Genomic DNA, 21,798 nt, shown 5'->3' with positions numbered 1-21,798 from the left:
CCCGCCGCTGGGAGGGGGCCCAGCGGCGGGCGGTCGGCTCCGGGCGCATCAGCGGATGCGCACCCCCGGCGACGTGCGGGTCGCCGTCGTGTATCCCTTCTTCGTGCCGGTGACGCTGACCGTGATCCGGTCGCCCCGGTCGGCCGCTCGTACCTTGTAGCTCTGGCCGGAGGCGCCCTTGATCGCGACTCCGTCGACCTTCCACTGGTAGGTCAGCCGGGTCCCCGCCGTCCACGTGCCCGGCAGGGCCCGCAGCGTCCGCCCCACGGCCGGGGTGCCGGTGATGCGCGGCGTCGACGACTGCAGCCGCCACGTGCGCGCGGGTGAGACGACCGACGCCGTGACGTACCCGGGGCGGCTGCCGGTCACGCGGACCGTCAGCTTCTTGCCCGCGAGCGCCTTCGACAGCCGCAGCGTCGACTTCGTCGCCCCGCTGATCGGCTTGCCGTCGGCGTACCAGCGGTACGTGAGCGTCGCGACGGGCTTCCACGTGCCCGTCCGCGCGGTCACGGTCTTCCCGACCGCCACGGTCCCCGCGATGGTCGGCCTCGGCGCGACGAACGTCGCCTTGACCACCACCGCGGTCTGGCCCGAGAGCAGCGACCGCGAGACGAGACCGTCCCCGGACCCGGTCACGCGCACCGCCAGACGCTTGCCGACGTGCGCCGGGGCGACGACGAGCGTACGCGCCGTGGCGCCCGCGACGGCCTTGCCGCTCGCGTACCACTGGTAGCTCAGGCGCACCCCCGGCGGACCCCAGCCGGCCGCCGTGGCGGTCAGCCGCTGGTCCACGCGCGCCTGACCCGCGACCGTCACGGTGCCGGGCTCGACCTCGCGCGGGTCGGGCGTGCAGTCGGGCGTCGTCGCGGTGAGCAGGTACTCGACCACCTGTGCCTCGCCGGCGAACGCGTACCCGGTGGCGGGGCGCGCCTCGACGCGCACGGTGGCGCCCGCGGCGATCGGGATCGCACCGCTCACCGCCTGGCCGTCGACCGTGTAGACGACGCCTGGCACCGACGGCACGGCGATCGAGCCGTCGACGACCTCACCCTCGACGCACCGCGGTGCGGTCAGCACCGGAGCGGCGGGCGTCACGACCATGGGCGCCACAGGCGCGAGCTCGGTCGTGCGCGTCTGCTCCTGGTGACCGGCGAGGTCCTGCGAGCGGACGTGCACGTACACGGTGGCGTCCTGGTCGAGCGAGACGCCGAACGGCTCCTCGTACGTGGCCCACATGACGTTCTCGCTCGACTCCGGGTCGGCGCTCGGACCGTAGGAGAACAGGGTCCGGGCGAGGCCCGAGCCGGGCTCGGGGTCCGTCGGCGTGAGCGTGAACGTCGCGGACGTCGCGCCGAGCGCGTGGGCGACCTCGGTGACGGGTGCCCGCGTGTCGACCTTGAGCGTGCGCGTCGCCTCGCCCGTGCGGTCCTCGCTGTCGGTGGCGCGTGCCGCGACCGCGACCGTGCCCTCCGCCTCGACCGTGACCGGCTCGGTGTACGGCTGCCAGTCGCCGGAGCCGATGCGGACCTCGACGGACTCGACGGGCGCACCGCCCTCGACCACGCGCACGCTCACCTGCGGCGACGCGGTGTACCAGCCCGACGAGGCGGGCGCGGAGTCGACGTCGACCGCGACGCCGGGGCCCTCGTCGTCGGACGTCGGGGCGACGACCCACACGGTGCACTCCACGCGCGGCGCGAAGCCGGACACCGCGCCCTCGACCGCGAACAGCGACTCGGCGTCGGCGTAGTCCGCCGGGTCGATCGCGTCCCAGGTCACGGGCGTCGTGGACGCCGCGCTGCCGTCCGCGTGCCACGCCGTCACGGTGCGCGCGCACACGGGTGCCACGCCTGGCGTGGTGACCGTGGTCGTGTGGTCGACCTCCTCGACCGGCGAGGCGAGGTCGGCGACGACATGGACGGTCGCGGCGAGCTCCGTGTCGCCCGCGGCGCCCTCCACGAGGGCCGTGCCGAGCTCGTCGACCGCGTCGGCCGGGACGGGGTCCCACATCGCGTCGACGTAGGCCAGCGGGCCGTTCTCGGGCAGCACCCAGACCTCGTCGGGCAGGGTCGGCACCTGGCCGACGAGCGTGCGCACCGCGACGTCCTCGACCGCGATCGGGGCGTTCGGGTCCACGGGGACCTCGGGCTCGGCGCCGCCCGTGCCCCACACCTGCCACTCGGTCGACGCGACCGCGTAGTACGGGTCGGGGTCGCCGCGGACCTCCGCGTCGAGGACCAGGCGCAGCGCGGTCGTCGTGACCGGCGTGAACGTGACCTCGTTCGGACCGAGGATCGCGCCCGCACCCGTCGCGATCGGGTACGTCGTGGTGCTCACGGGCTGGAACTGTCCCGAGGCGTCCCGGTACTCCAGGTGCCACGCGGCGGGGTTCTGCACGTTGCCGGCGCTCGCGACGTCGTTCCAGAACCACACCGCGGACCGGTCGACCGTGACCGGCCACTCCCAGTCGTACTGCGCCCAGTGCTGCGCGACGAAGTCGCTGTAGGTGCCCCACACCGAGCCGTGGCCGTCGGGCGTGAGCTCGGTGCCGTCGTTGAGCGCCGAGGCGCGGTTCCACCCGGGAACGAAGCTCACGGTGGGCGCGGCGATCAGCGCGACGTTGCTCGCGACCGTCTCGTCGGCGGCGGTGAGGGCCGCACCCGCCGGCACGGCGGCGGTGAGGGCCGCACCCGCCGGCACGGCAGCGGGTCCACGCTCGAGCGCCACCGATCGCGGCGCCGCACCCGCGGACGTCCCGACGAGCGCCCCGGTCCCGACGAGCGCGACGGCGGCGACCGCCGCGACCAGCCGGCTCAGACGCGCGCCCGAGCGCAGGTCGACGGCGCTCATCGGGCCACCGCCGGACGGCCGAAGGGCGCACGCGCGGCCGCGACCAGCACCTTCTGCCGGTCTCTCGCGCTCATCAACCGTTCCGCGACCCAGGCCCCGGACGTGGTCTGGACCCGCTCGAGGAACGCCTGCCTGTCGGCGAACGGCGCCCCGGCCCACACGTCGTCGAGGAACGACGTGCCGTCGGTGCGCGTGGGGTTGGCGGCGCCCGAGTCGACGCCCGCGAACGCGATCTTCTTCTCCGAGCGCTGCACGTACATGTGGTAGGCGACGTCCTGCCCGGAGAAGGCGGGCTCGAACTGCTGCCCGCCGATGGTCACGTAGCCGTACTCGTCGGCCCGTACGTCACGCGACAGCGACCCGTCGAGGCCCATGCGGTCGTACAGCGAGAGCTGCAGGTACTTGGTCGACGAGCTCAGCGCGGACAGCACCACGGGCCCGCGCTGCAGCGACTGGATGTCGGCGCGGTCGACGGTCGGCTCGGCGCGTAGCGGCAGCGCGATCGTCAGGGCGACCTCGTCGCCCGTGGCCCACGTGCGGTCGATCGACAGGTACGTGCCGGGCGTCGCGGTGCCGTCGGCCGTGCTGGCGACCGTCGTGCCGTTGACCTTCACGACGAACGACGTGGCCCACCCGGGCACGCGCAGCCGCAGGTCGAGCGCGCCCGACCCCTGCGCGATGCGGATCGTGACGTCCTCGTCGTTCGGGTAGCCGCCCTCCTGGACGATCCGCATGCCGCGCGCGGTCCAGCGCAGCTCGGAGGCGACGTAGAGGTTGACCCACAGCGCCGACTCGTCGGCCGCGTGGAACCAGATCGAGTCCTGGTACTTCACCGGGCTCTCGAGGCCAGTGCCGCCGCAGCACGTGCCGATGTTGCCGTTCCCGTACTCCTTCCGGGCTCCGGGCCCGACGGGGTACATGTACAGGTTCTGCGGGCTCGTCGTCGACGACTGGTCCCGCTTGCCGCCCAGGATGTGATTGAGGACGGTGCGCTCGTAGTAGTCCATGTAGGCCGCGTCCTGCTGCTCGAAGAACAACGTACGAGCGACCTTGAGCATGTTGTACGCCGCGCAGGACTCGGCGTTGCGCGGCCCGATGTCGCCCGCCACGGTGTCGGCCGGGCCCCACATCTCGCCCTCGCCCGTGCCACCGTGCGCGTACATGCGCCCGGGCACGATCATCCCGAAGAAGTTCCGGGTCGCCGTGGTGTACGTCGCGTCGCCGGTCCAGGAGCCGAGCTTGGCGTAGCCGACGAACGTGGGGATGTGCATGTTTGCGTGCTTGCCGTTGAGCGTGTCCCGGTTCTCGGCACACGCGGTGACGAGCGAGCGCAGGTCGAACAGCCGCGAGGCGGCGAGGAAGTTCGCGCGGTCGGCGGCGGTGGACAGCGTGTAGAGGTCGACGAGCGAGTCGTTCATGCCGCCCGCCTCGCCGCCGATGTAGATGCCCCACATGCGCTCGAGCTGCTCGGCCGAGCACGCCGACAGGCGCGCGTACGTCCAGCGCCCGAGGCCCTCCGCGAGCTGCAGCGCGAGCGGGTTGCCCGTGTAGCGGTACGCGTCGATCAGGCCCGCGAGGATCTTGTGGCACGTGTACCAGGGCGCCCAGATCTCGCCGTAGGGCGCGTACGCCTCGAGCGCGCTGAACTGCCACTCGCCGTACGCCGCGAGGAACCCCGGGTGGGAGTACTTGCCCGTGGCGGCGAGCGCCGCGCGGCACTGCTCGAGACCGGTGACGAACTCGTCGACCTTGGCCAGGATCGCCTCGTCTCCCGTGGTCGCGTACGCCATCGCGAGCATCGACAGGTAGTGCCCGCCGTAGTGGCCGCGCAGCAGACCGCCCGCGCCGCGCGTGTTCTGGCCACGCACGTACTCGGCGGGGCCCCAGCGCTGCTCGTCGGGCGCGGGGCCGAGCTCCTCCCAGCCGCCGGGTGCGCTCGCGCCGTTCACCGACAGGCCGGCGTTGCGCCGGAACACGACGAGCAGGCGGTCGACGGGGTAGGCCTTCGCGAGCGCGATCATCTGCTGCTGCGCGCGGGTGAACACGCTCTGCCCGAGCGAGACGTCGCTCAGCGCGAACGGCCGCACGGTCCACGAGGCCGGGAACGCGCCCTGCGCCTCGCTCACCGCGGCCGCCCTGGCCGCGCGGGGCACGGCCAGGCCGGCGGGCGCAGGCGCGGCGGTCCGCGAGCCGGCCGCGGCGGCCGGTACGGCCCACGCGATCCCCGCGGCGGCGGTGGCGAACGCCCCCGCGCGCAGGAGCGTGCGGCGCCCCAGGGGGCGCTCGACCAGCGCGAGCAGGTCGCGTCCGGGGCTGTGGCCGCCGGTGGCCGGCGGGCTGCTGAGGTCAGGGTCGTGCTGGTCGTGCGCGTGCTGCATGGCGCCCTCTCCACGTGGTCGTCGTTGACCGTCCCGGTCGGGCGATGGCAGTCGGTCCGCCCGGGCTCCCGCCTGGTGTGCGTGTGGTGCGTGGCGGGACCCGGCCAGTCTGACCCGGGCGCCACAGGTTCGCAATGGGTTTCGGTCTTTTCGGTCAGGCCCGCTCGCGCCCGGTCAGGCCCCTGCAGGACGGTCGACCTACGATCGACGAGGGCGAATGGCCCCGACCGCGACGAGGGAGTCCGCATGAGCGACCACACGACAGCGGACCGAGAGGCTCGCCTGCTCGCGAGCGTCCCGGACGGGCTGCTGATCGGCGGCCGGTGGCGTGCCGCATCCGACGGCGGGACGTTCGCGGTGCACGACCCGTCCGACGGCTCGGTGGTCGCGCACGTCGCGTCCGCGACGGTCGCCGACGGCACCGCGGCACTCGACGCCGCAGCCGCGGCCTTCCCCGCGTGGTCCCGGACCCCCGCCCGCGAGCGCGCCGAGACCCTGCGGCGCGCGTTCGACCTGCTGACCGCACGCGCCGACGACGTCGCGCTGCTCATGACGATCGAGATGGGCAAGCCGCTCGCGGAGTCCCGCGCCGAGGTCACCTACGGCGGGGAGTTCCTGCGCTGGTTCTCCGAGCAGGCCACGCGCGTGCAGGGCCGCTACGGCCCGAACCCCGAGGGCACGGGCCGGATGATCGTCAGCCAGCACCCCGTGGGCCCGTGCTTCCTCATCACGCCGTGGAACTTCCCGCTCGCGATGGCCACGCGCAAGATCGCCCCCGCGCTCGCGGCCGGGTGCACGGTCGTCGTGAAGCCCGCGTCCCTGACCCCGCTGACGACCCTGTTCGTCGCGCAGCTCCTGCAGGAGGCGGGCGTCCCGGACGGCGTCGTCAACGTGATCACGACGAAGGCCACGGGGCCGGTCTCCGAGGCGATCATCCGTGACCCGCGCCTGCGCAAGCTGTCCTTCACCGGGTCCACGCCGGTGGGCCGGAGCCTGCTCGAGCTCGCGGCGGGCGGCGTGCTGCGCACGTCGATGGAGCTCGGCGGGAACGCGCCGTTCGTCGTGTTCGACGACGCGGACCTGGACGCCGCGGTCGACGGCGCGCTCGCCGCGAAGTTCCGCAACATCGGCCAGGCCTGCACCGCCGCGAACCGGTTCCTGGTGCACCGCTCGGTGGCCGACGAGTTCGCGCGGCGCGTCACCGAGCGCGTCTCGTCGTTCCGCACGGGACGGGGGACGCAGGACGGCGTGACGATCGGTCCGCTGATCGACGAGGACGCGGTCGCCAAGGCCGACGAGCTCGTCACCGACGCCGTGCACCGCGGCGCGACGGTGCGCACGGGCGGCTCGCCGCTCGACCGCCCCGGGACGTTCTACGCCGCGACCGTCCTGTCCGACGTCCCTGCTGACTCCCGCCTGATGCGCGAGGAGATCTTCGGACCCGTCCTGGCGATCGTCCCGTTCGACGACGAGGACGAGGCCGTGCGGCTCGCGAACGACACCGAGTACGGCCTGGTCTCCTACGTCTACACGCAGAGCCTGGCGCGCGGGCAGCGCATGATCGAGCGGCTCGAGACCGGGATGATGGGGCTCAACGTCGGTGTCGTCTCGAACGCCGCGGCGCCGTTCGGCGGGTGGAAGCAGTCGGGGCTCGGCCGCGAGGGTGGCGCCGAGGGGATCGCCGAGTACCTCGAGACGAAGTACACGCTCACCGCCGACCCGTTCGCGTAGGCGACAGTTCGTGTGCGCGCGGCGGTGACCAGCCGGCGACGCGTCGGTGAACACTGCGCGCACGGTCCCGTTCGCCCGGTTCCTCCCCCGCGCGGTGCGGCACGATCACCGGGTGTCGAACGACGTGGACATGCTGGTCAGGGCAGCGCGGGTGGCGGGAGGCGTGCACCGGCTGGTCGACGACCTCGCAGCCGACCTCACCGTGGTGGAGCCGCAGACGCCGATGAGCGAGGTCGAGGTGCTGTTCCGGTCCCCGCACGTCGCGTGCCTGGGCGTGCGGCGGGACGACGACCACGTCGGCCTGCTCACGCGCAGCCGGTTCGCCGACGCGCAGACCGGCCGGCTCGGCTTCGGCCGCGCCGTGCTCACGCGCCGCCCGATCGCCGAGGTCGCGGACTTCGCGCCGCTCGTCGTGGACTCCGGCACCGGCATCGTCGAGGCCGCGACCCGCGCCATGGAGCGGCGCGGGTCGGCGCGCTACGACGACGTCGTGGTGCGCGGGTCCACCTGGGCGTCGGTGGCGACCGGCGACCTGGTCCTCTCGCTCGTCGCGTCCCTCACCACGCGCTCGCTGCACGACCCGCTGACGCGGCTGCCCGGGCGCGAGCTCGTGCTGCACACGCTGCGGTCGTGGTCGACGATGCTCGCGGGCTCGTCGCGGCGGCTCGTCCTGCTCGTCGCGGACGTCGACGACTTCGGCGCGCTGAACGCCACCCACGGACCGGTCGCCGCCGACGACTTCCTCGTCCGGCTCGCCGGTCGCCTCAAGGCCGCGCTGCCCTCGGGCGCCCTCGTCGGGCGCACGGGCTCGGACGAGCTCATGGCGGTCGTCATGGTCGCCGGGGCCACGCCCGAGCAGTTCGAGCAGCACGTCGCGCAGCTGCGCCGCGAGGTCGACCACGCGCTCGCGCCGCAGCGGGGCGACGACCGTCCCGTGCGGCTCGTCGTGGCCAGCGACCTCGGCGCCACGCACGCCGACGCCCTGGTCACGCAGGCGCTCGCCCGCATGCACGCGCTCAAGCGCCGCGAGCGCGTGCCCGCCTGAGCCCGTGCGGTCAGGCGGGGGCGGGGGCGCTCCAGCGCAGGCCGTCCAGCACCAGGCGCAGGACGCGCTCGGTGCGCTCGCGGTCCATCGACTCGACGCCCGCGAGGCACACGCCGCTCACCGCGCGCATGAGGTCGGCGGGCTCGAGGTCCGTGCGGATCGAGCCCTCGGCCTGCGCTGCGGCGACGAGCCGTGTGGCGGCGCCCTCGAGCCGGGTGCGGCCCTCGTTCATGACCTCCGCGGCCTGCGGGCCCAGCCCGGCCTTGAGCGCCGAGGCCATGCCGCGCTTGCGGATGACGTAGCCGACGAAGCCGAGGACCCAGGTGTCGAGGGCCTCGCCCGCCGGGAGCCGGGTGAGCAGCTCGTCGGCCCGTGCGACGAACGCGTCGAGGCTCGAGCGGTAGACGCTGGCGATCAGGTCGAGCCGAGTTGGGAAGTGGCGGTACAGCGTGCCGACGCCGACGCCGGCCGTGCGCGCGATGTCCTCCAAGGAGGCGTCGGTGCCCTGGGCGTCGAAGGCGGCGGTGGCGGCGTCGAGGATCTTCTGGCGGTTGCGGGCGGCGTCGGCGCGCAACGGCCGCGCAGCGGTCGCGTCCTTGCTCACCACACGCTCCTCGTCGTCGTCGGCATGCAGCAGATCATCGCATGCTCTTGCGTAACCGGAGGCACCCTCCGTATAGTCCCATCACAGCGGAGGCTCCCTCCGCTTCATCGACATCATAGACCGCGGAGGTCCGCATGATCGCGCCCGCGTCCCCCACTTCTCGCACGGCCTCGCCCGTGCTGGTCCTGGCCGCCATCCTCACCACCCAGCTCATGCTGGTGCTCGACATGACGATCGTGAACGTCGCGCTGCCGGACATGCAGCGCGCACTCGGCTTCACACCCACCGGCCTGTCCTGGGTGCTCAACGCCTACACGCTCGCCTTCGGCGGGCTGCTCCTGCTCGGCGCCCGCACGGGCGACCTGCTCGGCCGGCGCCGCGTGCTCGTCGCCGGCATCTCGCTGTTCACGGTCGCGTCGCTCGTCGGCGGGTTCGCCGGCTCGGACGTCACGCTGCTCGCCGCCCGCGCGGCACAGGGCATCGGCGCGGCCTTCGCGGCGCCGTCCGCGCTCGCGCTGCTCATGGGGCGCTTCCCCGAGGGTCGCGAGCGCGCCCGCGCGCTCGGGTACTTCTCCGCCGTCTCCATCGGCGGGTCCGCACTGGGCCTGATCGCCGGCGGGATGCTCACGCAGTGGGTCTCCTGGCGGTGGGTCATGTTCGTCAACGTGCCGATCGGCATCGGCCTGGTGCTGCTCGCGCGCGCCGTCCTCACGGAGACGCGCCGCCACCCCGGCCGGTTCGACCTCACGGGCGCGTTCACCTCGACCATCGGCATGACGGCGCTGGTCTACGGGTTCGTCGAGGCCGCGGAGTACGGGTGGTCCGCGCCGCGGACCGTCGCCGCGTTCACGGTCGGCGCGCTCCTGCTGGTCGCGTTCGTGCTCATCGAGCTGCGCGCGCCGTCACCGATCACGCCGCTGCGGCTCGTCGCCGACCGCACCCGCGCCGCGGCGCTCGTCGGGCGGCTCCTGCTCATGGCCGCGATGACCGGGCTGTTCTTCTTCCTCACCCAGTTCCTGCAGGACGTCCTGGGCTACTCGCCGCTCGCCACGGGCGTCGCGTTCCTGCCCATCACCGTCATGCTGCTGGTGTTCTCGCAGGTCAGCGCGCGTCTCATGGAGCGGCTCGGGACCCGGGGGCTGATGGTCGGCGGGCTCACCGTCACCACCGTCGCCCTGGTGCTCCTGTCGCGGCTCACCGCCGACTCCGGCTACCCGCAGATCCTGGTCTCACTCGTGCTGTTCGGGATCGGCAACGGGCTCGCGTTCGTCCCGCTGACCGCCGCCGGGCTCCAGGGCGTCGACCCGCGCGACGCCGGCGCGGCCTCCGGGCTCGTCAACGCCGCGCAGCAGATCGGCGGCGCGCTCGGGCTGGCCGTGCTCGTGACCGTGGCGGAGTCCGCGGCGCGGGCCGCCGGGCCAGTCGGGTCCACCGCCGCGGAGATCGCGCAGCACGCGTTCGTCGTCGGGGCGCAGCAGGCGTTCCTCGTCGGCGCGGGCCTGACGGCCGTCACCGTGGTCCTCCTTGCCCTGCTCGTCCGGCCTGCGCGCCTGGCACCCCAGGTCGTCGAGCCTGACCGCGAGCTCGCGCTGGCCCTTGACTGAGGTACACCAGCTCGACGAAGGCCCCGCCTTCGGGCGGGGCCTTCGTCGTCCGCGCGCGCCCAGGTCGTTGAGGCGGCGCGTTGGCCCCCGGCTCACGGCCCGAAACTGGCACATCCTGCCCGCCCGTGCGTCTATCGTGACCGCCAGCGCTCTCAGCTGGACGGAAGGCACTCGCCCAGATGCTCATCCCGCGGCCGTTCGACTCCGAAGCACTCAAGTTGCACCCGTTCACCTGCGGTGAGCCTGAGCTCGACAACTGGCTGGCGGAGCACGCCGGTCAGAACGAGCGGCGCAACAACGTCCGCACCACGCTGCTGCTCGATGAGCACAAGGGTCGGATCGCCGGCTACTACTCGCTCCGCACGTTTGAGCTGTCGGCGGCCGACGGCTCGTCGGCCATCGGGCGCACCCGTCGCTACCCGATACCGGCGATGCTCATGGCTCGGCTCGCGGTGGACGTCGGGTACCAGGGCGCGGGCGTCGGGAGGATCCTTCTCTTCGACGCGCTGCACAAGCTCGCATCGGCGGCCGAGGACGTGGGGTTCGAGATCGTCGTGGTCCATGCACTGCACGAGAACGCCGCGTGCTTCTATCTCAAGTACGGATTCCGGCGGTTCCTCGACCATGAACTGAGCCTGTTCATGACGACGAAGGAGCTCCGTGCGACCTTCGTCACCTCCGAATCCAGTTGATCCGTACTCACCACGTGCGTACAGTGGTGCACGTCCGGCGGTGTCGTTGCCCGCTGCACCCTCTCACTAGGAGTAGAGATGCCCACCGCAAGCGCGCGGTCCGATCGCCTCAACATGCGGGTCTCGCCCGAGGCCCTGTCGACGATCCGCGAGGCAGCCGCCGCACAGCAGCAGGACGTGTCGTCGTTCGTGCTCGGCGCCGCCATGGAGCACGCTCGAGAGGTACTGCTCCGGGACCGCATCCTCCAGCTGACCCCTCGCGAGCTCGATCAGGTCGACGCTGCACTCGACGCCGAGCCCCAGGCGGTTCCAGAGCTCGCGGCGCTCATCGCAGCGGTCGGGCGCGACGCGACCCGGCGTGGGGCGAAGGATCTAGCCGCCCACTAAGGCGAGCTCCGTCGCGTGCCACTCGCACGCCGTCATCGAGAGCGGAAGCCAGAGTCTGCTCCCCACCCGTGGATCGCGCTCGACGCGCCGGGTCGAGACTCCCGTGACACCCTTTCGCACGTGAGCCGCACCCCCTTGCGCCGTGGGCGCCCGGAACCGCTGTCCGCGAGCGCGTCAGCGGTCGCCCCGGGCCGCACCCGCAGGCTGCTGCGCGCCGCTGCGGCCGCGGCCGCGACGGCGGCCTCGGTGCTCGCGCTGGGTCTCCTGGTGCGCGACTCCTGGGAGCCGCTGGTGCGGTTCGACGAGCGGACCGTCCGGGCCGCCGTGTCGTTCGCGTCGGAGCACCCGACGCTCGTCGACGCGCTGCTCGCCTGGCAGTGGGTGTTCGAGGGCCGGCGCGTGATCGTGCTGGTCGTCGGCGCGTGCCTGCTCGTGTGGTGGCGGACCGGGATGAAGACCCGGACCTGGTGGGCGCTGGCGACGGCGCTGGCGGCATGGGGGTTCGCGAACCTCGCGAAGGAGCTCACCCGGCTGGCCCGGCCGGTGCTGGACGAGCCGCTCACGCACGCGTCGGGCTACTCGTTCCCGTCGGGTCACGCCTCGACCACCGCCGCCTGGTCCACGACGCTCGTCGTGCTCGTCTGGCCGCTGCTGCACAGCCGCGGGGCGAAGACGGCCGCGGTCGCCGGGGCCGCTCTGCTCATGGCGCTCACGGCGCTCGACCGGGTGCTGCTCGGCGCCCACTTCCCCACGGACGTGCTCGCGGGCACCGTCCTGGGGGTGGGGCTCGTGCTGGCGTCCTACCTCGGATACCGGGGATGGTCACCGCAGGACCCGGTGCCGCCGGGGCCGTCGGTCCGAACGACTCAGGAGGCACGGTGAGGCTCGATCTGGACCGCTACGCGAACGACCCGTCCGCACCGTCGGGCGGCGAGTTCGGACGCGACCTCGGGCTCAGGGTGGCCGTGCCCGCCGTCGGGTGGTGGGCGGTGGTCGTCGGGATCGGGCTGCTGCTCATGGGTCCGCTGGCCACGCTCGGGGAGCGTGAGCTCGCGGTCAACGAGTGGTTCGTGGAGCAGCGCACGGCGCTGCTCGACCAGCTGACGTCCTGGTGGAGCACGATCGGCAACACCCCGATCATCGTCGGGGTCTGCCTCGTCGTCGTCGCAGCGGTCTGGTGGCGCACCCGGCAGTGGTGGTACGCCGTGGTACCCGCGATCGCCGTCGCCACGCAGGCGTCGGTGTTCATGCTCGCCGCCCTGGTCGTCGGGCGGGAACGCCCCGACGTCGAGGCCCTCGACGAGGCGCCGCCCACGTCGAGCTTCCCCAGCGGCCACTCGGGCGCCTCCACCGCGCTCTACGTGACGTTCGCACTCATGGCGCAGCGCATCGAACGCACCTGGCTGCGGGTCACCGTCACCGTGATCCTGCTCGTGCTCCCCATGCTCGTCGTGTACTCGCGCCTGTACCGCGGGATGCACCACGTGAGCGACATCGTCGTCGGCGTGCTCAACGGGCTCGTCTGCACGGTCCTCGCCTGGAACTACCTGCGGCGCACGCCGCGCCCCGCCGATGAGCCCACCACCGTCCAGAGCGCGGAGCGTGCCCGATGACCCACCTCGCCGTGGTCGCCAACCCCTCCAAGCTCGACGACGCCGAGAAGATCCGGGCCGTGATCGACGACGCCTGCGCGGCGCGCGGGCTCGAGCGGCCCCTGTGGATCGAGACGACCGTCGAGGACCCGGGGAGCGGGCAGACGCGCGAGGCGCTCGACCAGGGCGCCGACCTCGTGTGCGCGCTCGGCGGCGACGGCACCGTCCGCGCCGTCGCCGAGGTGCTGGCCGGGGGCGACGTCCCGCTCGGCCTGCTGCCCGCCGGCACCGGCAACCTGCTCGCCCGCGCGCTCGGCCTGCCCGTCGATAGCCTCGAGGACGCACTCGCCGTCGTGCTCGACGGCCGCACGTCGCGGATCGACGTCGGTACCTTGACGCTCGACGGCTCGGACGACGAGCACGTCTTCCTCGTCATGGCGGGCATGGGACTCGACGCCGAGACCATGGCTCACGCCGACGAACGACTCAAGGGCGTCCTCGGCTGGCCCGCTTACCTGGTGTCCGGCGTCAAGGCCGCAGCGCGCGGCGGCTTCACCGCACGCGTGCAGCCCCGCGACGGCCACGCCACCTCACGCACCGTCCGCGCCGTGGTCATCGGCAACAGCGGGACGCTCACCGGCGGCATGGAGCTCATGCCCGAAGCCCGCCTCGACGACGGGCTGCTCGACGCCGCCGTCATCGCCCCCAGCGGTCTGCCCGGCTGGATCCGCACGATCCGCACCGTCCTCACTGCGGGCCGCGCGCACGAGCACCTCGAGCGCTACCAGTCGACCGGCTTCCGGGTGTCGACCCAGCACCCCAGAGCCGTCCAGCTCGACGGCGACGCCGTCGGCGAGCACCGCAAGCTCGAGTGCCGCATCCGCCCCGCAACCCTCCCCGTCCGAGTCCTCGCCACGAACGCCTGACGCGACCGAAGGCGGCAGAAGGTAAGAGCCGGCCCGCCCGCGCGGACCCTTCATGGCTCGCCTCGCCGACCGCGCGGACTACGTTGAGGCCATGGCTTCGGACGCCGCCACGCGAGCACCGTGGGATGCCGCGCTGAACCGATACCGGGACCTGGCCACCGATGCCGCCACGTTCAACGTCGACCTCCTTGAGCAGCTGCGGCCGACGTGGCAGGCCCACGTGCGACCGGACACCTCGATGTTCACGCTCTTGTTCACCCACCACGGCGAGACGGGATACGACTTCCACGAGCGCGTCGAGGTGAACTACGAGACGCCCGACCGAGTCCGCGTCGCCTTCGCCCGGCAGACACCCCGGCGAGCAGAGAACCGACCCAACGGGCCGGTCGTGGTGACAGGCGACTTCGCGCGCCCCGAGAACGCACCAGCTGTCGTCGAGAGCTTCTTGATGCAGCTGTCCGGAGCTTGAGAAGGGCCGAGCTCACCCTCTCGCGATTGTGTTTCGCCGAGGCGGGGGTCAAGGCCGACTCGCACCGTCGCCGGTCGTTCCGATCATCGTGAGGCCCGCGAACTCGAGCGCACGCTGAAGTCGCCCGACGGTCTCGGCGCGCCGCCTGGCCGCGCCTGCGAAGGATGCGGCGTAGATAGCCCCCCGCACGACTTCCGCCGGACCGTGGCCACCCAGGTGGCGAGCGAAAGCACTCTCGCGAACGCCACGGCACTGCTCGGGCACTCTGACGAGAGCACCACGGCCCGCCACTACGTCCAGCGGCTCCATGTGGCTCCGGACCTGCGGGTCATCATCGATCAGCTCGTCGCCCAGGCGCCGGATGACGCCCTGGAGGGGCCAATTCGGAGGGTCAACGGAGGATCGGGGATGACGAAGGGCCCCACAGCCGCGTGATCGTGCGGGTGGGGCCCTTCGGCTGGCGGTAGCGGTGGGATTTGAACCCACGGTGGACTTTCACCCACACACGCTTTCGAGGCGTGCTCCTTAGGCCGCTCGGACACGCTACCTCGGTGCAGAAGGGTACCCGGTCGGAGACGATGCACCGAATCCGGGTCCACGCCGAGGTCAGCGGACCACCCCGCACCGGGCAGCGCAGCACCCCAGCAGACCCCCGGGAGCAGGCCTACCGTGGAGAGGTGAGCACTGATGCACGCCAGGTCACGACCGCCTCGCTGGGGGATGTGGTCGACGCGCTCGCGGGGCACCGGCTGACCGTGCTCACGGGCGCTGGTGTATCGACCGACTCGGGGATCCCGGACTACCGCGGCCCGGACTCGCCCCCGCGCACGCCGATGACGTTCCAGCAGTTCGTCGGGGACGAGGCGTTCCGGCGGCACTACTGGGCGCGCAACCACGTGGGGTGGCGGCACGTGAACAGGACGCTCCCCAACAAGGGCCACCAGGCGCTCGTCGCGCTCGAGCAGCGGGGTGTGGTGCTGGGGATCATCACGCAGAACGTGGACCTGCTGCACGAGGCGGCGGGGTCGCGGCACGTGATCGACCTGCACGGCCGGTACGACCGGGTGGTGTGCCTGGAGTGCGGGACGGTGATCGGGCGACGCGAGCTCGCGGACCGGCTGGACGCGCTCAACCCCGGGTTCGCCGACGAGATCGGCGCGGTGGCCGACGTGGAGATCGCGCCGGACGCGGACGCGGTGATCGAGGCGACGAGCCACTTCGTCGCCGCGGACTGCGCGCGGTGCGGCGGGATGCTCAAGCCGGACATCGTGTACTTCGGCGAGACGGTGCCGCGCGAGCGGGTCGAGCGGGCGTACGCACTGGTGGACGCGGGGGACGCGCTGCTGGTCGCAGGGTCGTCGTTGACGGTGCAGTCGGGGCTGCGATTCGTGCGGCACGCCGCGCAGGCGGGCAAGCCGGTGGTCGTCGTGAACCGCGGGGCCACGCGGGGCGACCGGTACGCGGTCGTCACGCTCGACGCGGGCACGTCCGAGACGCTGACGGAGCTCGCGGAGGTGCTGCCGGCACCCCGCGCGAGCGGCTGATCACTCCTCGCGCTGCAGCTCGAAGAAGTGCCGCAGCAGCGCGCCGCACTCCTCGTCGCGCACACCGCCGACCACCTCGACGCGGTGGTTGAGCCGCCGGTCACGCACCACGTCCCACTGCGAGCCGCACGCGCCCGCCTTGGGGTCCCACGCGCCCAGGACGAGCCGCGGGATGCGCGCCAGCACGGTCGCACCCGCGCACATGAGGCACGGTTCGAGGGTCACGACGAGCGTGCAGTCGTCGAGCCGCCAGCGGCCGAGCGTCTCGGACGCCGCGCGCAGGGCGCGCACCTCGGCGTGCGCGGTGGGGTCCTCGTCGGCCTCGCGCGCGTTGCGGCCCCGCCCGACGACGACCCCGCCCGAGTCGATGACCACCGCACCGACCGGGACGTCGCCCGTGCGGATCGCGCGGCGTGCCTCGTCGAGCGCCAGGCCCATCGCCCAGGCATCGGCCGGCTCCACGGGCCGGGCGGTGGAGGTCATGGCGTCATGATGACGCACCGCGCGCTCGTCGGACCAGGGGGCGGACGCTCTCGCCGGACCCACGACGGTGCGTGCGCCGAGTCCCACCGCGGAGGGGCGGACCGACGAGTAACCTTCGGGCATGCGCCTGCACGTCGCGGACCACCCGCTCGTCGCCCACAAGCTCACGGTCCTGCGGGACCAGGGCACTCCGTCAGCCACCTTCCGGCTCCTCGTCGACGAGCTCGTCACGCTCCTCGCGTACGAGGCGACGCGGGACGTGCGCACGCGTGAGGTCGAGATCCAGACCCCCGTCGCGGTCACCACGGGCACCAAGCTCGCGCAGCCGCGCCCGCTCGTCGTGCCGATCCTGCGCGCGGGTCTCGGCATGCTCGACGGCATGACGCGCCTGCTGCCGTCCGCGGAGGTCGGCTTCCTCGGCATGCAGCGCGACGAGGAGACGCTCGAGGCGATCACGTACGCCAACCGGCTCCCCGAGGACCTCTCGGGCCGGCAGTGCTTCCTGCTCGACCCGATGCTGGCGACCGGCGGCACCCTCGTCGCGGCGATCGACTACCTGCTGCAGCGCGGCGCGCGTGACGTCACGGCCGTGTGCCTGCTCGCCGCGCCCGAGGGCATCAAGGTCGTCGAGGACTTCGTCGGGGACCGCGCCGACGTGCAGGTCGTGGTCGCGGCCGTCGACGAGCGCCTCAACGAGAAGGCGTACATCGTCCCGGGCCTCGGCGACGCGGGCGACCGTCTCTACGGGGTCGTCTGACCCTCCGCCGACGAAGGCGCCGCACGAACCGCTCAGCGGTCGCCGTCCGGCCGTCGCGTGCTTACCGTGGGCGCCATGCGAGTCGCGGTCGCCGGTGGTCACGGGAAGGTGGCCCGACATCTCACACGGGTCCTCGCCGCGCGCGGTGACGTCCCGATCGCGTTGATCCGGTCGCTCGACCAGGTCGACGACGTGACGTCCGACGGCGCCGAGGCGGTGGTCCTCGACCTCGAGCGGTGCAACGTCGCGGACGTCGCGGGTGCCGTCACGGGCGCCGAGGCGGTGGTGTTCGCTGCGGGCGCCGGGCCGGGCAGCGGGGCCTCACGCAAGGACTCGGTGGACCGCGCGGCGGCGGCACTGCTCGCCGACGCGGCCGAGCGTGCGGGCATCTCCCGCTACCTGCTCGTCTCCTCGATGGGCGTGGACGACCCTCCCGCGCAGGCCGACGGCGTGTTCGCCGCGTACCTGCGCGCCAAGGCCGCGAGCGAGCGGGACCTGCGCGCCCGCACCCTCGACTGGACGATCCTGCGCCCCGGCCGGCTCACCGACGACGAGCCGACCGGCCTGGTGCGGCTCGAGGAGTCGGTCGCGCCAGGCGCGATCCCGCGCCGGGACGTGGCCGCCGTGATCGCGTCCCTGCTCGCGAACCCCGCGACGGCCGGGCTCACGCTCGAGCTGGTCGCGGGCGCGGTGCCGGTCGACGCGGCGGTCGTCGCCGCCACCGAGCGCGCGGACTGACCCGACACCCGGGACCGTCAGGGAACGACCGGCTCCGACCGCAACGTGATCGCCCCGACCAGGTACTGGTCGCCGGACGTGCTGGGCGTCAGCGACGAGACGTCGCACGGAAGCGTGGCCGGGACGAAGCCCTTGGCGTCGATCCCGAGCGACGACGACGAGCGCCACCCGGACGCGGTCGAGTCGAACGCGTTGCTCGGGTCGCCGTACCCACCGTCGACGCGCAGCGGCGTCAGAGAGGTGGTCGCGCTCGTGCACAGGCCACCCAGGCGCATCCGGTCGCCGGTGAGCCCGCGGTCGCCCTCCCACCCGACCACGCCGACCCGTGCGGTCGAGCCCGCGGGCGCGGCGAACCGGAACGCGGGCGGCGGCGCATTCGTGCCGACCCACAGGCCGCCGTCGTAGACCGTGACGCGCGAGTCGCCGGGTGCGGAGTACACGACGACGAGCGCCCAGCCGCCGTAGTACGTCGGGTCGACGTCCGTGCGCGTGGCGCTCACCGCCATGTCGGCGAGCGACCACGTGCCGCCGCCGCGCGCCTGCACGAGCGTCGTCACATCGGCGAACGACGAGTAGTAGCTGCGCTTCTTGTCGTCCGTGCGCTGCGTGGCCGTTCCCGCGACCGGCACGTACGCACCGCCAGGTCCGCGCACGAGCGCGTGGTCGAGCGCGCCGCTCCAGCTGTCGGACGGTCCGCGCACAGCCGACCAGTACAGCCCCGCGAACGCGACCTCGCGGCCAGCCGGCACCGTGAGCGTGGTGCTCGACGAGACGGGCACCTTGGTACGCGCGACCCCCTCGGGGGGCGCCTCGTCGATCGGCTGCATCTTCTGGGAGTTGTTGTCGGCACCGCCTGCGAGCGCCTTGCGGCAGGCGTCCGTCTGCGCGTCGCACGAGAGCACCGCGGCGCCCGACTCGGTGACGGTCCAGCCGCCCGTCGCGGTGCTGAACCGCTCCGCGAGCCCGCCGGAGCGCCCGATGACCGGCACGCTGTCGACCACGGGCTTGTCGACACCCGTCGCGCTCGCCTCGATGCGCACCACCGTGCTCGCCGAGTAGTCGGAGGTCACCGGGAGCAGCACCTCGGCGACGTCGCCCGCCGCGATCGTGCTCCAGCGGCACTCGACCGACCGGCCGCCGCCGCTCGTCGTGCACGCATCCGGCACCGGGACCGAGGTCCGCTCGGGGTCGACGACGAGGTTCGCGGGCAGGGTCACGCGCGCGACCACGTCCGCCGCGTCCGCGGCCGCGTCGTCCTCGCGCTGCACCGCCACCGCGAAGGCCACCGCACCGGTGTCGTCGGGCTGCAGCGTGACCGAGGCATCGCGGACCGCGAGCTGCGGCGCCCGGCCCGTGACAGCGAGCGTGAGCGGCGGCGCGTCGTCGGCGTCGTGCGCCGTGGCCGTGACGAGCGCGGCCTCGAGGCTGCCCACCGTGCCGACCGCGGCGGCGACCGGCAGCACGACCTGCGCGCTCCCCCCGGCCGCGAGCGCTGGCCCGTCGCACCGCACCTGGTCACCGGGACGCGACTCGACCACGTCGCACGCCCAGAGCACACCGTCCCACCCACCGCTCCACGTGACCCCCGCGGGCAGTCGCACGCCGAGCGCGACGGGTTCGGAGGCGAGGTCGCCGGTGTTGGTCACCGTGAGCGTCAGGGTGCTCGTCCGGCCGCCCGACACCGCGAGGTCGGCGCCCTCGACGACGAGCGTCGCGGGCTGTGCGAGCGTCACCGGCACGCGGGCTGCGCTGCCCGTGGCCGGCGCGGGTCGCAGGACGAGGTCGATCGCGTCGACGGTGGCCGCCCGCCCGACGCCGAGGCCGAGCGTCAGGGGCGCGTCCGTGCGCCCGCGGATCTCACCGGCCGTGCACGTCAGCGTCGCCGCTGCGGCCTCGGGCGTCTCCGGGCTCGCACAGCTCCACGGTGCGGCGACCCGTCCGCTCCACGCGACTCCCGCGGGGAGCTGCACGTCCGCCTGGGCACCCGTCACCGGGGAGCGGCCCGCGTTGAGCAGCTCGAACGTCACGTCGCGCTCGCGGCCCGCGACGAGCGCGAGCGGCCCCTGGTCGCGCGACACGGCCAGGCGGGCGGGGCTCGGCGTGACCTTCACGCCGATGGGCGGCGGCCGGTAGTCGACACCCGGTCCGGTGACGACGAGCCCGATCTCGGCGTCATCGTGCTCGAACGACTCGTCGATGCTCACGGGCACCACCAGGCGCGCGGCGTCGTGCCCGGGGAGCTCGGCGAGCGTGCACGTCGCGACCTCGGTCCGCACCCCCGTGCACGTCCAGTCCTCGGCGGCCAGCACCCCCGTGCCGCGCGAGCCCGTCGCGAACGTCGTGCCGGCCAGGCTCGTCCCGACGAGCCCCGCGGGCTCCTCGGCCATGCCGCCGAACCCGTCGACCCGCACGCCGTCGGGCAGCGTGAGCTCGGCCACCAGGCCGCGCGCGGGCAGGTCGCCCTCGTTGCGCAGCGTCAGCGCGAGCTCCTGCGCGGACGCGCCGCCGGCGAGCACGAGCCCGGTCGACGGCAGCGTCACCACGACCTTCGCCCCGACGGGCGGCGGGGTGGGCTCGACCGTCGGCGTGGGCTCGGACGTGGGTTCGGGTGTCGGCTGCGTCGTGGGGTCGGGTGTGGGCTCGGTGGTCGGGTCCGGCGTGGGGTCGGTCGTCGGGTCCGGTGTCGGCTCGTTCGTCGGGGCGGCGGTGGGGTCGTCCCCCGGGTCGCCCACCGGCGGGACGACGACGCGCGTCGTCGGTCCGTCCGTCGGCGTGGCCGACGGCCCCGGGGTGGGCGCTCCGCTCGGCGCTGTGCTCGCCGCCCCGGACGGCTCGGGCGCGCTCGTCGTCGCGGTGACGGTCGGCCGGGGGTGCGCGTCGAGCACCAGGCCCTTGTCGCCTGCGTTCAGCACGACGGCGACCGCGACGGCCGCCACCACCACCGCTCCCGCGACACCCGCGACCACGCCCGCGGGGATGCTCGCGAGGAACGCCGCGAGCCCTCCGGCGCCCGCGGCGCCTCCCGTGCCCGCGGCCACCGCACCAGCACCGGCCGCGCCTCCCCCGGCCGCGGCGGCGCCTCCGCTCGCGCCACCCGACGAGCCCGCGCTGCCTGCGCCCGCGGCGGCGGCCGCACCGACCAGCGCACCCCCGCCGATCGGGAGCGCGGAGGACAGCGCGCCGAGCCCCGCGATGCCCAGCACGAGCGGCGCGATCACCGCGCGCATGCCGTGGTTGACGTCGCCGAGCTCGAGCAGCAGCGCCCGGCACTCGCCGCAGCCCTCGAGGTGCGTCTCGACCTTCCCGCTCTCGCGCGTCCCGAGCCCGCCGCGCACGTAGGCGCCGAGCGACCCGGCGACGCTGCGGCACCCGTCATCGAGCGGGTCACGCAGGTGCTGCTGCAGGTACGCCTGACGCAGGCCCTCGCGCGCGCGGTAGGCCAGGGCCGCGACCCCGTTGGCGGTCAGGCCGAGCACCGGCGCGACCTCGGCCGGGCTCAGGCCCTCGACCTCGGTGTGCCACAGCACCGCCTGCCATCGCTCGGGCAGGGAGTGGAACGCGCGCGCGACGACGCCACGCTCGAACCCCTCGAGCGTGGGATCCTCGGCGGTGCCCGCGAGCGCGGTCCCGGCTTCGAGCGTCGCGAGGTCGTCGGTCGGGCGGACGCGGTGCAGCACGTCGCGGCGGGCGCTCGCGGTCCGGCGGACGACCGTGAACAGGTAGGCGCGGAACGCCTCGTCGGGACCGTTGCCGCGACGCAGCGCGGAGTAGACGGCAGTGAACGCGTCCGCGACGACGTCGTCGGCGTCTGCGTGGTCGTCGGTGTACCGGCGGGCGACGACCGTGGCGGCGGCCGCGTGCCGCTCGTACAGGCCCGCGAAGCCGCTCTCGTCACCCGCGCGCGCGGCACTGATCAGCTCCGCGTCGCTGCGCGCGACAGCCGCCTGCGCCTCCACCCGTACCCCGTCCTCGGTCGCCGGTCCGCGCGGCCTCCCGCC

17 protein-coding genes and 1 tRNA gene are annotated in these 21,798 nt (G+C 73.8%); 12 read left to right on the top strand and 6 right to left on the bottom strand.

The features are described from left to right. Window positions 1–48: 48 nt before the first annotated feature. Both CGE01nite_RS08860 and CGE01nite_RS08855 read right to left on the bottom strand, forming a co-directional pair. The gene (locus CGE01nite_RS08860) at window positions 49–2,850 is read right to left on the bottom strand and encodes a hypothetical protein (RefSeq protein ID WP_141370339.1); all 2,802 of its coding nucleotides are present in this window, start codon (window positions 2,848–2,850) and stop codon (window positions 49–51) included. Beyond that, entirely contained in the window at window positions 2,847–5,228 is a 2,382-nt protein-coding gene (locus tag CGE01nite_RS08855) for a beta-L-arabinofuranosidase domain-containing protein (protein WP_141370337.1), read from the bottom strand. The genes CGE01nite_RS08860 and CGE01nite_RS08855 overlap by 4 nt, the downstream gene beginning before the upstream one ends. Before the next feature lie 246 nt (window positions 5,229–5,474). On the opposite strand from CGE01nite_RS08855, the gene CGE01nite_RS08850 reads away from it, so the two are divergent. Continuing rightward, the gene (locus CGE01nite_RS08850) at window positions 5,475–6,959 is read left to right on the top strand and encodes an NAD-dependent succinate-semialdehyde dehydrogenase (RefSeq protein ID WP_141370335.1); all 1,485 of its coding nucleotides are present in this window, start codon (window positions 5,475–5,477) and stop codon (window positions 6,957–6,959) included. A 112-nt stretch (window positions 6,960–7,071) separates the two neighbouring features. After that, window positions 7,072–8,004 carry a GGDEF domain-containing protein gene (locus CGE01nite_RS08845; protein WP_141370333.1) on the top strand — a complete coding sequence of 311 codons (933 nt, stop codon included), beginning with the start codon at window positions 7,072–7,074 and terminating at the stop codon, window positions 8,002–8,004. Window positions 8,005–8,014: 10 nt separating this feature from the next. Here the strand turns inward: CGE01nite_RS08845 and CGE01nite_RS08840 are convergent, their stop codons facing one another. Further along, complete coding sequence (locus CGE01nite_RS08840; protein WP_141370331.1) at window positions 8,015–8,608, bottom strand: TetR/AcrR family transcriptional regulator; 594 nt, start codon at window positions 8,606–8,608, stop codon at window positions 8,015–8,017. A 134-nt stretch (window positions 8,609–8,742) separates the two neighbouring features. Between CGE01nite_RS08840 and CGE01nite_RS08835 the strand changes: the two genes are divergently transcribed. The 7 genes from CGE01nite_RS08835 to CGE01nite_RS08805 all read left to right on the top strand — a co-directional run bounded on the left by CGE01nite_RS08835 (window position 8,743) and on the right by CGE01nite_RS08805 (window position 14,278). Beyond that, window positions 8,743–10,212 (top strand): MFS transporter, encoded by a 1,470-nt coding sequence (locus CGE01nite_RS08835; RefSeq protein ID WP_229747594.1) that lies wholly within the window; start codon window positions 8,743–8,745, stop codon window positions 10,210–10,212. A gap of 179 nt (window positions 10,213–10,391) precedes the next feature. Further along, window positions 10,392–10,904 carry a GNAT family N-acetyltransferase gene (locus CGE01nite_RS08830; RefSeq protein WP_141370329.1) on the top strand — a complete coding sequence of 171 codons (513 nt, stop codon included), beginning with the start codon at window positions 10,392–10,394 and terminating at the stop codon, window positions 10,902–10,904. A gap of 78 nt (window positions 10,905–10,982) precedes the next feature. Further along, on the top strand, window positions 10,983–11,291 hold the full coding sequence (locus CGE01nite_RS08825; RefSeq protein WP_141370327.1) for a type II toxin-antitoxin system TacA family antitoxin: 309 nt from the start codon (window positions 10,983–10,985) through the stop codon (window positions 11,289–11,291). 120 nt (window positions 11,292–11,411) lie between these two features. Beyond that, on the top strand, window positions 11,412–12,173 hold the full coding sequence (locus CGE01nite_RS08820) for a phosphatase PAP2 family protein (protein WP_141370325.1): 762 nt from the start codon (window positions 11,412–11,414) through the stop codon (window positions 12,171–12,173). Further along, on the top strand, window positions 12,170–12,904 hold the full coding sequence (locus tag CGE01nite_RS08815; protein ID WP_229747593.1) for a phosphatase PAP2 family protein: 735 nt from the start codon (window positions 12,170–12,172) through the stop codon (window positions 12,902–12,904). The genes CGE01nite_RS08820 and CGE01nite_RS08815 overlap by 4 nt, the downstream gene beginning before the upstream one ends. Then, window positions 12,901–13,809 (top strand): diacylglycerol/lipid kinase family protein, encoded by a 909-nt coding sequence (locus CGE01nite_RS08810; protein ID WP_141370322.1) that lies wholly within the window; start codon window positions 12,901–12,903, stop codon window positions 13,807–13,809. Before CGE01nite_RS08815 ends, CGE01nite_RS08810 begins: the two co-directional genes overlap by 4 nt. Window positions 13,810–13,861: 52 nt before the next feature. Next, a complete protein-coding gene (locus CGE01nite_RS08805) occupies window positions 13,862–14,278 on the top strand; it encodes a hypothetical protein (protein ID WP_141370320.1) in 417 nt (138 codons plus the stop codon). Window positions 14,279–14,736: 458 nt separating this feature from the next. Here the strand turns inward: CGE01nite_RS08805 and CGE01nite_RS08800 are convergent. Continuing rightward, window positions 14,737–14,826: transfer RNA gene (locus tag CGE01nite_RS08800), tRNA-Ser, on the bottom strand. A gap of 129 nt (window positions 14,827–14,955) precedes the next feature. Here CGE01nite_RS08800 and CGE01nite_RS08795 point away from each other — a divergent pair. Next, window positions 14,956–15,822, top strand: a complete 867-nt coding sequence (locus CGE01nite_RS08795) for a Sir2 family NAD-dependent protein deacetylase (protein ID WP_229747592.1) — start codon at window positions 14,956–14,958, stop codon at window positions 15,820–15,822. Here CGE01nite_RS08795 and tadA read toward each other — a convergent pair whose 3' ends face one another. Then, entirely contained in the window at window positions 15,823–16,305 is a 483-nt protein-coding gene (gene tadA / locus CGE01nite_RS08790; RefSeq protein ID WP_229747591.1) for a tRNA adenosine(34) deaminase TadA, read from the bottom strand. Window positions 16,306–16,426: 121 nt separating this feature from the next. Between tadA and upp the strand changes: the two genes are divergently transcribed. Further along, entirely contained in the window at window positions 16,427–17,062 is a 636-nt protein-coding gene (upp, locus tag CGE01nite_RS08785; RefSeq protein WP_048343144.1) for a uracil phosphoribosyltransferase, read from the top strand. 75 nt (window positions 17,063–17,137) lie between these two features. Beyond that, window positions 17,138–17,800, top strand: coding sequence for an NAD(P)H-binding protein (locus tag CGE01nite_RS08780; RefSeq protein WP_141370318.1), 663 nt, complete (start codon window positions 17,138–17,140; stop codon window positions 17,798–17,800). A gap of 17 nt (window positions 17,801–17,817) precedes the next feature. On the opposite strand, the gene CGE01nite_RS08775 is transcribed toward CGE01nite_RS08780, so the two are convergent. Next, on the bottom strand, window positions 17,818–21,756 hold the full coding sequence (locus CGE01nite_RS08775) for a sigma-70 family RNA polymerase sigma factor (RefSeq protein ID WP_141370316.1): 3,939 nt from the start codon (window positions 21,754–21,756) through the stop codon (window positions 17,818–17,820). Window positions 21,757–21,798 lie beyond the last annotated feature (42 nt).

Source organism: Cellulomonas gelida, from assembly GCF_006538725.1.
Taxonomy (GTDB): domain Bacteria; phylum Actinomycetota; class Actinomycetes; order Actinomycetales; family Cellulomonadaceae; genus Cellulomonas; species Cellulomonas gelida.
The sequence above is the reverse complement of the archived record's forward strand: the minus strand, read 5'-3'. Positions and strand labels throughout refer to the sequence as shown.

Coding starts and splice junctions, on each gene's coding strand:
- CGE01nite_RS08805 (WP_141370320.1), top strand. CDS start 13,862: ATGGCTCGCCTCGCCGACCGCGCGGACTACGTTGAGGCCATGGCTTCG.
- CGE01nite_RS08835 (WP_229747594.1), top strand. CDS start 8,743: ATGATCGCGCCCGCGTCCCCCACTTCTCGCACGGCCTCGCCCGTGCTG.
- CGE01nite_RS08810 (WP_141370322.1), top strand. CDS start 12,901: ATGACCCACCTCGCCGTGGTCGCCAACCCCTCCAAGCTCGACGACGCC.
- tadA (WP_229747591.1), bottom strand. CDS start 16,305: ATGACCTCCACCGCCCGGCCCGTGGAGCCGGCCGATGCCTGGGCGATG.
- upp (WP_048343144.1), top strand. CDS start 16,427: ATGCGCCTGCACGTCGCGGACCACCCGCTCGTCGCCCACAAGCTCACG.
- CGE01nite_RS08825 (WP_141370327.1), top strand. CDS start 10,983: ATGCCCACCGCAAGCGCGCGGTCCGATCGCCTCAACATGCGGGTCTCG.
- CGE01nite_RS08850 (WP_141370335.1), top strand. CDS start 5,475: ATGAGCGACCACACGACAGCGGACCGAGAGGCTCGCCTGCTCGCGAGC.
- CGE01nite_RS08855 (WP_141370337.1), bottom strand. CDS start 5,228: ATGCAGCACGCGCACGACCAGCACGACCCTGACCTCAGCAGCCCGCCG.
- CGE01nite_RS08830 (WP_141370329.1), top strand. CDS start 10,392: ATGCTCATCCCGCGGCCGTTCGACTCCGAAGCACTCAAGTTGCACCCG.
- CGE01nite_RS08780 (WP_141370318.1), top strand. CDS start 17,138: ATGCGAGTCGCGGTCGCCGGTGGTCACGGGAAGGTGGCCCGACATCTC.
- CGE01nite_RS08860 (WP_141370339.1), bottom strand. CDS start 2,850: ATGAGCGCCGTCGACCTGCGCTCGGGCGCGCGTCTGAGCCGGCTGGTC.